This window comes from Bacillus sp. VA13, from assembly GCF_055710085.1.
In genome coordinates this window covers 622247-634388 of record NZ_JBVQPP010000003.1, presented here as the reverse complement: position 1 = coordinate 634388, position 12142 = coordinate 622247, and the positions used below count along the sequence as shown (strand labels likewise).

The following is a 12142-nucleotide window of genomic DNA, read 5'->3' as shown; positions in this document are numbered from 1 at the left end:
TAGTACCTGTGAAGATGCAGGTTACCCGCGACAGGACGGAAAGACCCCGTGGAGCTTTACTGCAGCCTGATATTGAATGTTGGTACAGCTTGTACAGGATAGGTAGGAGCCTTGGAAACCGGAGCGCTAGCTTCGGTGGAGGCATCGGTGGGATACTACCCTGGCTGTATTGACCTTCTAACCCGCCGCCCTTATCGGGCGGGGAGACAGTGTCAGGTGGGCAGTTTGACTGGGGCGGTCGCCTCCTAAAAGGTAACGGAGGCGCCCAAAGGTTCCCTCAGAATGGTTGGAAATCATTCGCAGAGTGTAAAGGCACAAGGGAGCTTGACTGCGAGACCTACAAGTCGAGCAGGGACGAAAGTCGGGCTTAGTGATCCGGTGGTTCCGCATGGAAGGGCCATCGCTCAACGGATAAAAGCTACCCCGGGGATAACAGGCTTATCTCCCCCAAGAGTCCACATCGACGGGGAGGTTTGGCACCTCGATGTCGGCTCATCGCATCCTGGGGCTGTAGTCGGTCCCAAGGGTTGGGCTGTTCGCCCATTAAAGCGGTACGCGAGCTGGGTTCAGAACGTCGTGAGACAGTTCGGTCCCTATCCGTCGCGGGCGCAGGAAATTTGAGAGGAGCTGTCCTTAGTACGAGAGGACCGGGATGGACGCACCGCTGGTGTACCAGTTGTTCTGCCAAGGGCATCGCTGGGTAGCTATGTGCGGACGGGATAAGTGCTGAAAGCATCTAAGCATGAAGCCCCCCTCAAGATGAGATTTCCCATTCCGCAAGGAAGTAAGATCCCTGAAAGATGATCAGGTTGATAGGTCTGAGGTGGAAGTGTGGCGACACATGGAGCTGACAGATACTAATCGATCGAGGACTTAACCCACATTTTGAATGATGTCACACCTGTTATCTAGTTTTGAGAGAATAAGTTTTTTCAAAAAATACTTGATTTTCTCAAGAATACATAGTATAATGTTAAATGTCACTGAAATTGTCTGGTGATGATGGCGAAGAGGTCACACCCGTTCCCATACCGAACACGGAAGTTAAGCTCTTCAGCGCCGATGGTAGTCGGGGGTTTCCCCCTGTGAGAGTAGGACATCGCCAGGCAGACTTCATTCCGCAGTAGCTCAGTGGTAGAGCTATCGGCTGTTAACCGATCGGTCGTAGGTTCGAATCCTACCTGCGGAGCCATTATTGGAGAGCTGTCCGAGTGGTCGAAGGAGCACGATTGGAAATCGTGTAGGCGGTCAACTCCGTCTCAAGGGTTCGAATCCCTTGCTCTCCGCCACTGATACTTATACATAATTACATTTGAAAGTCTGGGCCCGTTGGTCAAGCGGTTAAGACACCGCCCTTTCACGGCGGTAACACGGGTTCGAATCCCGTACGGGTCATTATATGATGGAGGATTAGCTCAGCTGGGAGAGCATCTGCCTTACAAGCAGAGGGTCGGCGGTTCGAGCCCGTCATCCTCCACCATTATCATCGCGGGGTGGAGCAGTTCGGTAGCTCGTCGGGCTCATAACCCGAAGGTCGCAGGTTCAAATCCTGCCCCCGCAACCAAATATATAAATGATATAAGAAGTGCCCGAAGGGTGCAGCCAAAATTATTTTATACAAATATGGTCCGGTAGTTCAGTTGGTTAGAATGCCTGCCTGTCACGCAGGAGGTCGCGGGTTCGAGTCCCGTCCGGACCGCCATTTAAATAACAAGGCTCGGTAGCTCAGTTGGTAGAGCAACGGACTGAAAATCCGTGTGTCGGCGGTTCGATTCCGTCCCGAGCCACCACCTATGCCGGTGTAGCTCAATTGGTAGAGCAACTGACTTGTAATCAGTAGGTTGGGGGTTCAAGTCCTCTTGCCGGCACTGTTTTTTCAAAACTTAATGTGGAGGGGTAGCGAAGTGGCTAAACGCGGCGGACTGTAAATCCGCTCCCTCAGGGTTCGGCAGTTCGAATCTGCCCCCCTCCACCATTTATAGGGGCATAGTTTAACGGTAGAACAGAGGTCTCCAAAACCTCCGGTGTGGGTTCGATTCCTACTGCCCCTGCCAAATTTATGACATCTTGAGATTATGGCGGTTGTGGCGAAGTGGTTAACGCACCAGATTGTGGCTCTGGCACTCGTGGGTTCGATTCCCATCAATCGCCCCATATTATCATTGGGCTATAGCCAAGCGGTAAGGCAACGGACTTTGACTCCGTCATGCGTTGGTTCGAATCCAGCTAGCCCAGTCTCACTTTTTATATTAATTGCATATGATGTATGAAGTCCCTTAAGATGCGGAAGTAGTTCAGTGGTAGAACACCACCTTGCCAAGGTGGGGGTCGCGGGTTCGAATCCCGTCTTCCGCTCCAATTACGGCGGCATAGCCAAGTGGTAAGGCAGAGGTCTGCAAAACCTTTATCCCCGGTTCGAATCCGGGTGTCGCCTTTCTTTTGCCGGGGTGGTGGAATTGGCAGACACACAGGACTTAAAATCCTGCGGTAGGTGACTACCGTGCCGGTTCAAGTCCGGCCCTCGGCACCAATTTTACTTACATGGTAAGTTGAATTGGTGTTTGTGTTTTATCATTATAACTAATCATATTAATGATCTACTTGTGTAGATCATTTTTTTATTGTTTTGATTTATGCAGCTAAGTTACGTTCCGATACATGATCATAAAGCTGCTTGAGTTATTATGTTTAGTTAAGTCTCTTAATCCTTTTTTATTTTATATTTCCAAAAAAACTTTTTTGAAATACGTTGACACTTTGTAAGATCCATGATATATTTATATTCGTCGGTTAGATACGACGTAAAACTTGCCGGTGTGGCGGAATTGGCAGACGCGCACGACTCAAAATCGTGTTCCTTCTGGAGTGTCGGTTCGACCCCGACCACCGGTATACTTGAAAAAAACCTGTTTCTTATACAGAAACGGGTTTTTATTTTTTATCAAAGAAAAGGAGCCTATCTTAATTGAGGCTCCTTTTATCATTCACTCAGCGTATTGGTCTATGATCTCTTCTAGTACCTCTTTAAGCTCTTCTGCATCTTCAAGCTCTGATTGGCTGAAACGGACGCGTACAAGCTGTTCTCCGTCATTATACATCTCTTCCAGCCATCCTCGCAGGCCTCTTGCCCTGCGGTCGACTTCGAAAATGATTTCTAAACCATTTTCGTCTAAAAGGAAAATAAGCTCTAATTCCTCAAGCATCTGACGATAGTAGCCTGATGTCGGAATGAACTCAAATTCTTGAACGAACGGAAGGCGGCGTTGGAAGTAGGGCGCTTGTTCGCAGTCTGCTTCGTTAAGACGGAAACCTAGGTTTTCGATTGCTTCCAGCACACTTTCAATCCAAGGGTGCGCTTCAACGAAAATGCGGTCTTGGTCGGATTTATCGATACCGCCTTGTATATCAAGGTCTGTCACTACGGCGACCTCTACTTTCCCTACAGTAATCGGTGTATCAAGAGGGAGGGTGAATGAGAACGGAAATTGCTGCTCTTCTCCAGGCTGAATGGTGAATGAACCAGTGACCTGAAAAGAATGAATTGTAGCGTATTTCCGGTGTTCTTCATCGTCTTTTACAATGACGTACCGTGTGTTAAGCTGTAAATCAATATAGCGGATGTCCTGAGCGATTTTCCCGCCTTTGACATGGACAGTTCCCCGTACTTCTTCTCCTGGATAATATGCGTCTTTCTCTAAAATTGTATCTACTTTTGCAGCACCGATACCGGCACTTGCTGCGAGCTTCTTAAAAAATGACATGTTAGATCTTCCCCTTTTTCTTTTTCTCAACAGATATACGTAAGAAGGAAGAAAAAAGATTCATTTGATTCATACTTTTTACCTATTATTCGTCCGGCCTAGGGACAGACTAAGAATACTATTGAAAGCAAAGGAGCGGATTGAAATGGATAAAGAAAGTATGGTTGCTGATGAATTACACAGAATGTTTTTGGCTGGTGAGCTGCAAATCACGGTAGAGGAGGATATAAACAATATTTCCGAAAGGCTTAGAAACGGTGATCTCAGTTTAGACCGATTAAGCGGTGAAGACGCGTTTATAAAAGAAACGGTAAACGAGGCTTTAAGAAGAGTGGAGCAATAAAAGGGAGAGACGGGATCTGAAAGATGAGATTCCGTCTTTTTTTGTGACTTTGTTACAGTTCTCTGCAAGATAAAAGCAAATCGATTTGAAATGGCTTACTCAGGAGCCAGCCTTTTTCCATCAGAAGTTCAGATAGTTCCCCATGCAGATGAACAGCTGCATCTAATTGATCATGCAACGCTGTTCGGAGGTCGGGGTTTGCAGTTTCCGTTATTGCGACAGTGTACTTTTTAATGATGATTTGTATTGTCGTTAAGCAATCAAGAATCATTATAGGTATGATTGGGGTTGAAAAATCGTTCAATGCCTTCACCGCCTGTTAGTGGGTTTTATCTTTTAGATCTTCCTATTGAGAAGTATTTAGCCTTGTTTCATGGATTTATACAAAATGCTATAATGATTAACAAATTTTTTCGGGGAGTGGGATGATGAAACAGATTATTGCGATGGGCGGCGGGGGTTTTTCGATGGAACCGGAAAATTTGTCCCTCGATCAATATATCATCAATCAATCGGGACGGAAGTCGCCTCGCATTTGTTTTTTGCCGACGGCGAGCGGTGATTCCCAAAACTATATTCAGCGGTTTTATCATGCTTTTCAAACACTGGATTGTGTGCCGTCTCATTTATCCTTATTTAAGCCGCCGACAACAGACTTCATTTCTTTTGTTATGGAAAAGGACGTGATTTATGTTGGCGGGGGAAATACGCGGAATATGCTTGTGCTGTGGAAGGAATGGGGGCTGGATCTTATTCTCAGAGAGGCATGGAAGAACGGGGTGATTTTAGCTGGATTAAGTGCCGGTGCGATCTGCTGGTTTGAAGAAGGAGTGACAGATTCGGCAGGACCGCTGACAAGTATGAAAAGTTTAGGTTTTTTGCAAGGGAGCTTTTGTCCTCATTATGACGGTGAAAAGAACCGGAGGCCGATATACCATCAGTTGATATCTAACGAATTCTTGTGCGATGGCTATGCGGCGGACGATGGAGCGGCTCTCCATTTCATAAATGATCAGCTGTTTCAGACTGTGAGTTCAAGACCGGGTGCAAAGGCATATCGGGTGATGAGGGGTGAACATGAGATTTCTGAAATCCCGCTGCGGGCCAAATATTTGGGTTGAATTAGCTGAATATTTTCTATATTCCTCTTTTTTTTCGATTGGTTTTATGTTAAGATGAGTCCGAAATCAATAGTTACTGGGGGTGCCCGTTTTCGGGCTGAGAGAGAAGGTAAGCTTCTTAACCCTTTGGACCTGATCTGGTTCGTACCAGCGTGGGGAAGTAGAGGAATTGTTTTTATTATTGTCGTGCTGGGCAATAATATGTTTCTTTCTGACTGTAACCGGGTTCATTCACTTGAATCCGGTTTTTTGTGCTGGTTATGGGCTTGATTTTGTCCTTTCAAACGAGAGAGGGGAAGGATCAATGATGCAAAACGATTCAGTGCAGCAAGCCAACATTTCCATTATGTCGAGTTTTTCGGGGAGTAAGAAAATATACGTGGAGGGTTCTTCCTCGGACATCCAAGTGCCGATGAGGGAAATCGCCTTAAGTCCGACGACAGGATCGTTCGGCGAAGAGGAAAACGCGCCTGTGCGTGTCTATGATACAAGCGGACCGTATACGGACCCTGATGTGACCATTAATATTCAAGAAGGATTAAAGCCGCTCCGCCAAAAATGGATCACAGAGCGTAACGATGTGGAAGAATATGAAGGACGGACTATAAAACCAGAAGATAACGGTTATAAAAAGGCAATCCCAAACATAAGCTACCCAGAACTAAAGCGGAAACCGCTGCGGGCGAAAGCGGGTCAAAATGTCACCCAAATGCATTATGCTAAAAAGGGGATCATTACACCTGAGATGGAGTTTATCGCCATTCGCGAGCATGTATCTCCCGAATTTGTCAGAGATGAGGTAGCAAGCGGCCGGGCGATCATTCCTTCAAATATTAATCACCCTGAAAGTGAACCGATGATTATTGGCCGGAATTTCCATGTGAAGATTAATGCGAATATCGGGAATTCAGCGGTTACGTCATCAATTGAAGAAGAAGTGGAAAAAATGACGTGGGCCATCCGCTGGGGAGCGGATACGATGATGGATCTATCTACCGGTAAAGATATTCATACGACGCGTGAATGGATTATTCGCAATTGCCCTGTGCCTGTGGGAACTGTTCCGATTTATCAGGCGCTTGAAAAAGTAAACGGCGTAGCGGAGCATTTAACGTGGGAGATTTACCGTGATACGCTGATCGAGCAGGCAGAGCAGGGAGTGGATTATTTTACGATTCACGCGGGTGTTTTGTTGCGGTATGTCCCGCTAACCGCCAAACGGACAACAGGAATCGTGTCACGCGGGGGAGCGATTATGGCACAGTGGTGTCTGGCCCATCATCAGGAAAGCTTTTTGTATACTCATTTTGAAGAAATCTGTGAAATCATGAAAACGTATGATATTGCTTTTTCTCTTGGGGACGGGCTTCGCCCCGGATCAATCGCTGATGCCAATGACGAAGCGCAATTTGCTGAATTAGAGACCCTCGGAGAACTGACGCAAATTGCCTGGAAGCATGATGTTCAGGTGATGATTGAGGGACCGGGGCATGTGCCGATGCATAAAATCAAAGAGAACGTCGATAAACAAATGGACATTTGCAAAGAAGCGCCTTTTTACACATTGGGGCCGCTGACGACAGATATTGCGCCGGGCTATGACCATATTACTTCAGCGATCGGAGCGGCGATGATCGGCTGGTATGGGACAGCAATGCTTTGTTATGTAACGCCGAAGGAGCATTTGGGGCTGCCAAACCGTGATGATGTTCGTGAAGGGGTCATTACATATAAAATTGCTGCGCACGCAGCAGATCTTGCAAAAGGGCATCCCGGAGCGCAAATACGGGATGATGCGTTATCGAAAGCCCGCTTTGAATTCCGTTGGCGAGACCAGTTTAATTTATCTCTTGATCCAGAAAGAGCGCTTGAATATCATGATGAAACACTGCCGGCAGAAGGAGCAAAAACCGCTCACTTTTGTTCAATGTGCGGGCCGAAGTTTTGCAGCATGAGAATTTCTCAGGATATTCGGGATTATGCGAAGGATAAAAAGCTTAGTGAATGGGATGCCATTCAAGAGGGAATGAAAGAAAAAGCTGAAGAATTTGTGAATCAAGGCAGCAAGCTGTATAAATAATAGATTGACAGGCGAAATGGAATACGTTTTAATATAGCTAATAAATATTACCAGCATTTGCTGATCGGGACACCGAAGGCTCTTATCTTTTAGATAAGGGCCTTTTTTGTATGAAAAAGGAGGGATCATTGATGGGAATCAAAAAAGAGAAGGGGAGAAAACGATTTAGGAAGCGAAAAATATATGGGAATCAGATTTTGCCGCTTGATCTTCTGATTGAAAAAAATAAACGAGAGATTATGAACAGCGCGGAGCTTATGGAGGAAATTTATATGAAGATTGATAAGAAGCATACGGCAGTGCATAACTAAATATAAAAAAACCCGCTAATTACAGCGGGTTTTTACATTTCTATTAAGCATCTTTTTTAATCGGCAATCCAAGGCCTTCTGCCACGCGTTTTCCGTATTCAGGATCCGCTTTGTAGAAATGCTCGATTTGGCGAAGTTTGATTTCTTCTTTTTCTACCGGCTTCATGGCGTTTACGATATTTTCAACAAGGCGGGCACGCTCATCTTCGCTCATTAAACGATAGAGGTCACCGGCTTGTGTGTAGTGGTCGTTGTGATCGTAGCTTACGCTGTCAGCGATTCCTTGTACCGGATATGCTGCTTGTTTATCCTCAGGTGACTCTTTCGGACCGCCGAAGCTGTTAGGCTCGTAATAAACAGATCCGCCGCCGTTATTGTCAAAACGCATTTGTCCGTCACGCTGATAATTGTTCACTTCGTTGCGTGCGCGGTTGATTGGCAGTGCTTGATGGTTTGCACCGACACGGTAGCGGTGTGCATCATGATAAGCAAACAGCCGGCCTTGAAGCATTTTATCTGGAGAAACATCAATACCAGGCACGAGTGTTCCAGGTGAGAATGTCGCTTGTTCTACTTCTGCAAAGTAGTTTTCCGGATTTCTGTCTAGAACCATGCGTCCGACTTCGATTAACGGATAGTCTTTTTGAGACCAAACTTTTGTGACATCAAACGGATCGAAGCGATACGTATTTGCATCTTCTAAAGGCATGATTTGCACATATAGTTTCCATGCAGGGAAATCACCGTTTTCAATTGCGTTGAAAAGATCTTCTGTATGGTAATCAGGGTTTTCACCGGCAATTTTTGCTGCTGTATTGACATCAAGGTTTTTTACGCCTTGTTCTGTTTTAAAGTGATATTTAATCCATACGCCTTCGCCTTCGGCATTTGTCCATTTGAATGTATGGCTTCCGAAGCCGTGCATGTGGCGAAGTGTTGCAGGAATTCCGCGGTCTGACATCAGAATTGTCACTTGGTGCAGTGATTCTGGTGAAAGTGACCAGAAATCCCATATAGCTGTAGGGTTTTTCAAGTGTGTTTTTGGATCTCTTTTTTGTGTATGGATGAAATCAGGGAACTTAATCGCATCGCGGATGAAGAATACCGGTGTATTGTTACCGACGATGTCGTAGTTTCCTTCTTCAGTATAAAATTTAACAGCAAATCCGCGCGGGTCGCGAACGGTGTCAGCCGAGCCAAGTTCACCGGCAACTGTTGAGAAACGGATGAACAACGGTGTCCGTTTGCCGACTTCAGAAAGGAAAGCGGCTTTCGTGTATTTTGTTACATCATTTGTCACTTCAAAATATCCGTGTGCGCCTGCTCCTTTGGCGTGAACGACACGTTCAGGAACACGTTCTCTGTTGAAATGGGCCAATTTTTCGAGTAAATGTACATCTTGGATTAAAGTTGGTCCGCGAGAACCGGCAGTCATTGAATTTTGATTATCTCCAACCGGAGCGCCCCAGCTAGTTGTCAGTTTATTTGAACTCATGTCATCACCTCTTGAAATTTATAAGAACATAATATCATCTCTAAGTAAAAAGTCAATATTATTTTATAATTATTATAAAATAGTCATTTCTATTAAGGGATATAAAGTATTAAAAATGTTGATAAACCCTTGTCATAACAGCTTATAAGAGAGAAAAAGTTTTTTGAAGAAATGATTTTTTCTTCTCTATTTGCGAATCAAGCAGATTAAGTGATAAACAAGAATGCCAAAAATCTTGTTTGAAAAAAGAGTTGACACATCGGAATAGTTTGAATTAACATGATATTCAAACAAAAAACAATTGGGCAGCTGATCGGACCGCCGAAGGCTCTCATCTCTACAACGAACAGAGATGGGGGCCTTTTTGTTTTTGTAGAAGGCGGGGTTGGCAGAAAGAGAGGGATAAAAGTGGCTGTGACCATCAGCATCAAAAAAAAGACATTCGTTCAAGAGGGCCGCAAAACAACGGTCTTGGAGAACATTCAATTATCAATCGCACCAGGTGAATTTCTTACGCTCATCGGACCTAGCGGGTGCGGAAAAAGCACGCTGTTAAAGATTATTGCGGGGCTTGATTCAAATTATGACGGGAGTGTTGAAATTAACGGACGCAGCGTAACAGCTCCGGGTATTCAGCAAGGATTTATTTTTCAGGAGCACCGCCTCTTTCCATGGCTGACGGTTGAGCAGAATATTGCCGCCGATTTGAACTTGAAAGATCCAACAGTCAAACAGAAGGTGGATGAACTGATTGAGATTGTCAGATTGAAAGGATCGGAGAAAGCATACCCGCGCGAGCTGTCAGGCGGTATGTCACAAAGAGTCGCTATCGCACGGGCTCTTCTGCGGGAGCCTGAGGTCCTGCTTTTAGATGAACCGTTTGGTGCACTCGACGCTTTTACTAGAAAACACCTGCAGGACGTGTTGCTGGATATATGGAGGAGGAAAAAAACAACGATGATTCTCGTGACTCATGATATAGATGAATCTGTTTATTTAGGAAATGAGCTTGCGATCCTTAAGGCTAAACCGGGGAACATCCATAAGCTGATGCCCATTCATCTGGCGTATCCACGAAACCGGACGACTCCGGATTTCCAAGCGATCAGACAGAAAGTGCTGTCGGAATTCGAGAAAACGGAAGATCTAGAGTACGCTGAAGGATCAGGGATATAGAAAGGGCGGAAGCAGAAATGAAAAAAGGACTCATTGTATTGGTTACCGTTTTTTTTCTGCTGGCAGGCTGTGGAGCAAATGGAGCCAGCAGTGACAACAAACAATTGAAAGAAATTCGAATCGGTATTCAGCAAAGTTTAAGCCCGCTTTTGATTGCGAAGGAGAAAGGCTGGTTTGAAGATGCATTTGAAAAAGAAGGCATCAAAGTGAAATGGGTGGAGTTTCAAAGCGGTCCGCCCCAATTTGAAGGACTTGCGGCAGACAAACTTGATTTTTCTCAAGTCGGCAATTCTCCTGTTATCGCTGGACAGGCGGCAGGCATTGACTTTAAAGAAATCGGTTTGTCTCAGGACGGATTGAAAGCAAACGGCATCCTTGTCAATCAAAACAGCGGCATTCAGGACGTCAAGGACTTAAAGGGGAAGAAAATTGCAGTCGCCAAAGGCAGCAGCGGTTTTGATTTTCTGTATAAAGCACTTGATCAAGTGGGATTGTCAGCTAATGATGTGACGATTATTCAGCTTCAGCCTGATGAAGCGGCCTCTGCGTTTGAAAACGGGTCTGTTGATGCCTGGTCCATTTGGGAGCCGTACTTGTCTTTAGAAACAATCAAACACGGAGCAAACATCCTTGTGAACGGGGAAAGCACAGATTTATATTCACCCGGATTTACTTTAGTAAGAACAAAGTTTGCCGAAGAGCACCCGGACGAAGTAGTCCGTTTTCTGAAGGTGTTTAATAAGGCTGTTGTGTGGCAAAAGGAACACCTGGATGAAGCCGCTGACTTGTATGCAGACATTAAAGGTCTCGATAAAAAGGTCGTCGAAAATGTGTTGAAAAATACTGAGCCTCTGAATGAGGTCATCAGTGACGACATTGTGAAAGCACAGCAGGAGACAGCAGATTTCCAATATCGAACGAAGGCGATAGACAAGAAGATTGATGTGAAAGAGGTTGTGGATAACACATTTATTAAAAAAGCGTTAAAGGAAAATTCCTCAGGAGGTGATCAATGATGAAAGCAGAGGATGCAGGCTCGCTGCCGAAAACGAGTGCGGAAGCGGTGCGGAAAAAGCCCGGAAGGATGAAATACGGCTGGATGAAGGGGCTTTTGCTGCCCGCTGTCATCATCGCCATCTGGCAAATCATCGGCGGCCTTGGGGTAGTGTCCGCTACAGTGCTGCCCACACCCGTTGCGATTGTCCTGACGTTTAAAGAGCTTATTTTGTCCGGTGAGCTGTTTAGTCATCTGCAAATCAGCATCTATCGGGCGGCGCTTGGTTTTTTGCTTGGCGCGGGGCTTGGCTTGATTATCGGGATTTTGGCCGGATTCTCAAAACGGACGGAGTTGTATCTTGATCCGTCATTGCAAATGCTCAGAACCGTTCCCCATCTGGCGGTCACGCCGCTGTTTATTTTATGGTTCGGTTTTGATGAGGTATCTAAAATTTTGCTGATTGCGCTCGGTGCTTTTTTTCCTGTCTATATCAATACATTTAACGGCATCCGCGGAGTTGACGCGAAGCTGTTTGAAGTCGCCCGGGTGCTTGAATTTAAATGGCATCAGCAGATTTCCAAAGTGATATTGCCGGCATCCCTGCCAAATATATTGCTCGGCATTCGCTTATCGCTCGGCATTGCATGGCTTGGACTTGTTGTAGCAGAGCTGATGGGCTCAAGCTCAGGAGTCGGTTATATGATCATGGATGCAAGACAGTTTTCACAAACGAACAAAGTGTTTGCCGGGATTATCATTTTTGCGGTGGTTGGAAAGCTGACGGATTCCTTTGTCAGGCTGCTTGAACGAAAACTGCTAAAGTGGAGAAACAGTTACGAAGGGTAATATACGTAAAGG

Annotated in this window: 9 protein-coding genes, 16 tRNA genes, 2 rRNA genes, 1 pseudogene and 1 riboswitch; of the genes and pseudogenes, 25 read left to right on the top strand and 3 right to left on the bottom strand. The window is 45.6% G+C overall.

The genetic code is table 11. The features are described 5' to 3' along the window. The 18 genes from AC0C66_RS15265 to AC0C66_RS15180 form a co-directional block, all read left to right on the top strand. Positions 1-881 (top strand): 23S ribosomal RNA (locus AC0C66_RS15265); the annotation flags it as partial. 111 nt (positions 882-992) lie between these two features. After that, positions 993-1108, top strand: a 5S ribosomal RNA gene (gene rrf / locus AC0C66_RS15260). Between the two features lie 9 nt (positions 1109-1117). Continuing rightward, positions 1118-1192 (top strand) — tRNA-Asn (locus tag AC0C66_RS15255). Positions 1193-1197: 5 nt separating this feature from the next. Next, positions 1198-1289 (top strand) — tRNA-Ser (locus AC0C66_RS15250). A gap of 34 nt (positions 1290-1323) precedes the next feature. After that, positions 1324-1395, top strand: a tRNA-Glu gene (locus AC0C66_RS15245). A 9-nt stretch (positions 1396-1404) separates the two neighbouring features. Further along, positions 1405-1480: transfer RNA gene (locus AC0C66_RS15240), tRNA-Val, on the top strand. 7 nt (positions 1481-1487) lie between these two features. Further along, positions 1488-1564 (top strand) — tRNA-Met (locus AC0C66_RS15235). 61 nt (positions 1565-1625) lie between these two features. After that, a tRNA-Asp gene (locus AC0C66_RS15230) sits at positions 1626-1702 on the top strand. 12 nt (positions 1703-1714) lie between these two features. After that, a tRNA-Phe gene (locus tag AC0C66_RS15225) sits at positions 1715-1790 on the top strand. A gap of 5 nt (positions 1791-1795) precedes the next feature. Continuing rightward, a tRNA-Thr gene (locus tag AC0C66_RS15220) sits at positions 1796-1868 on the top strand. Positions 1869-1890: 22 nt separating this feature from the next. Continuing rightward, a tRNA-Tyr gene (locus AC0C66_RS15215) sits at positions 1891-1975 on the top strand. Between the two features lie 5 nt (positions 1976-1980). Next, a tRNA-Trp gene (locus tag AC0C66_RS15210) sits at positions 1981-2054 on the top strand. A 24-nt stretch (positions 2055-2078) separates the two neighbouring features. Then, positions 2079-2154, top strand: a tRNA-His gene (locus tag AC0C66_RS15205). A 9-nt stretch (positions 2155-2163) separates the two neighbouring features. Beyond that, positions 2164-2235 (top strand) — tRNA-Gln (locus AC0C66_RS15200). A gap of 48 nt (positions 2236-2283) precedes the next feature. Beyond that, positions 2284-2358, top strand: a tRNA-Gly gene (locus AC0C66_RS15195). 5 nt (positions 2359-2363) lie between these two features. Further along, positions 2364-2434 (top strand) — tRNA-Cys (locus AC0C66_RS15190). A 7-nt stretch (positions 2435-2441) separates the two neighbouring features. Then, positions 2442-2530 (top strand) — tRNA-Leu (locus tag AC0C66_RS15185). 280 nt (positions 2531-2810) lie between these two features. Then, positions 2811-2892 (top strand) — tRNA-Leu (locus AC0C66_RS15180). Positions 2893-2984: 92 nt separating this feature from the next. Here the strand turns inward: AC0C66_RS15180 and spo0M are convergent. Further along, the gene (gene spo0M / locus AC0C66_RS15175; protein WP_088679604.1) at positions 2985-3761 is read right to left on the bottom strand and encodes a sporulation control protein Spo0M; all 777 of its coding nucleotides are present in this window, start codon (positions 3759-3761) and stop codon (positions 2985-2987) included. A 139-nt stretch (positions 3762-3900) separates the two neighbouring features. Between spo0M and AC0C66_RS15170 the strand changes: the two genes are divergently transcribed. After that, positions 3901-4104 carry a hypothetical protein gene (locus AC0C66_RS15170; RefSeq protein WP_072566821.1) on the top strand — a complete coding sequence of 68 codons (204 nt, stop codon included), beginning with the start codon at positions 3901-3903 and terminating at the stop codon, positions 4102-4104. Between the two features lie 52 nt (positions 4105-4156). On the opposite strand, the gene AC0C66_RS15165 is transcribed toward AC0C66_RS15170, so the two are convergent. Beyond that, a complete protein-coding gene (locus AC0C66_RS15165; protein ID WP_044059171.1) occupies positions 4157-4375 on the bottom strand; it encodes a spore coat protein in 219 nt (72 codons plus the stop codon). Between the two features lie 157 nt (positions 4376-4532). Between AC0C66_RS15165 and AC0C66_RS15160 the strand changes: the two genes are divergently transcribed. The 3 genes and pseudogenes from AC0C66_RS15160 (at position 4533) to AC0C66_RS15150 (ending at position 7635) form a co-directional block, all read left to right on the top strand. Then, complete coding sequence (locus tag AC0C66_RS15160) at positions 4533-5225, top strand: Type 1 glutamine amidotransferase-like domain-containing protein (protein ID WP_088679603.1); 693 nt, start codon at positions 4533-4535, stop codon at positions 5223-5225. Positions 5226-5293: 68 nt separating this feature from the next. Further along, positions 5294-5401, top strand: a riboswitch (TPP riboswitch). Between the two features lie 131 nt (positions 5402-5532). After that, positions 5533-7305, top strand: a complete 1773-nt coding sequence (gene thiC, locus AC0C66_RS15155) for a phosphomethylpyrimidine synthase ThiC (RefSeq protein ID WP_088679617.1) — start codon at positions 5533-5535, stop codon at positions 7303-7305. Positions 7306-7436: 131 nt separating this feature from the next. Continuing rightward, positions 7437-7635, top strand: a pseudogene (locus AC0C66_RS15150) (FbpB family small basic protein). A 24-nt stretch (positions 7636-7659) separates the two neighbouring features. Here the strand turns inward: AC0C66_RS15150 and katA are convergent. After that, a complete protein-coding gene (gene katA / locus AC0C66_RS15145; RefSeq protein WP_472973619.1) occupies positions 7660-9111 on the bottom strand; it encodes a catalase KatA in 1452 nt (483 codons plus the stop codon). A 408-nt stretch (positions 9112-9519) separates the two neighbouring features. On the opposite strand from katA, the gene AC0C66_RS15140 reads away from it, so the two are divergent. From AC0C66_RS15140 to AC0C66_RS15130, 3 genes are read left to right on the top strand one after another with little or no spacing between them, the layout of a single operon-like run. Then, positions 9520-10287, top strand: coding sequence for an ABC transporter ATP-binding protein (locus AC0C66_RS15140; protein WP_088679616.1), 768 nt, complete (start codon positions 9520-9522; stop codon positions 10285-10287). Positions 10288-10304: 17 nt separating this feature from the next. After that, positions 10305-11303: an aliphatic sulfonate ABC transporter substrate-binding protein gene (locus AC0C66_RS15135; RefSeq protein WP_072565976.1), complete on the top strand. Its 999-nt coding sequence runs from the start codon at positions 10305-10307 to the stop codon at positions 11301-11303. Then, complete coding sequence (locus tag AC0C66_RS15130) at positions 11300-12130, top strand: ABC transporter permease (protein WP_461845678.1); 831 nt, start codon at positions 11300-11302, stop codon at positions 12128-12130. The genes AC0C66_RS15135 and AC0C66_RS15130 overlap by 4 nt, the downstream gene beginning before the upstream one ends. Positions 12131-12142 lie beyond the last annotated feature (12 nt).

What these genes read in the sequence shown, in the direction of transcription:
- katA (WP_472973619.1), bottom strand. Translation starts at nt 9,111, where the DNA reads ATGAGTTCAAATAAACTGACAACTAGCTGGGGCGCTCCGGTTGGAGAT.
- AC0C66_RS15135 (WP_072565976.1), top strand. Translation starts at nt 10,305, where the DNA reads ATGAAAAAAGGACTCATTGTATTGGTTACCGTTTTTTTTCTGCTGGCA.
- AC0C66_RS15130 (WP_461845678.1), top strand. Translation starts at nt 11,300, where the DNA reads ATGATGAAAGCAGAGGATGCAGGCTCGCTGCCGAAAACGAGTGCGGAA.
- spo0M (WP_088679604.1), bottom strand. Translation starts at nt 3,761, where the DNA reads ATGTCATTTTTTAAGAAGCTCGCAGCAAGTGCCGGTATCGGTGCTGCA.
- AC0C66_RS15165 (WP_044059171.1), bottom strand. Translation starts at nt 4,375, where the DNA reads ATGATTCTTGATTGCTTAACGACAATACAAATCATCATTAAAAAGTAC.
- AC0C66_RS15160 (WP_088679603.1), top strand. Translation starts at nt 4,533, where the DNA reads ATGAAACAGATTATTGCGATGGGCGGCGGGGGTTTTTCGATGGAACCG.
- thiC (WP_088679617.1), top strand. Translation starts at nt 5,533, where the DNA reads ATGCAAAACGATTCAGTGCAGCAAGCCAACATTTCCATTATGTCGAGT.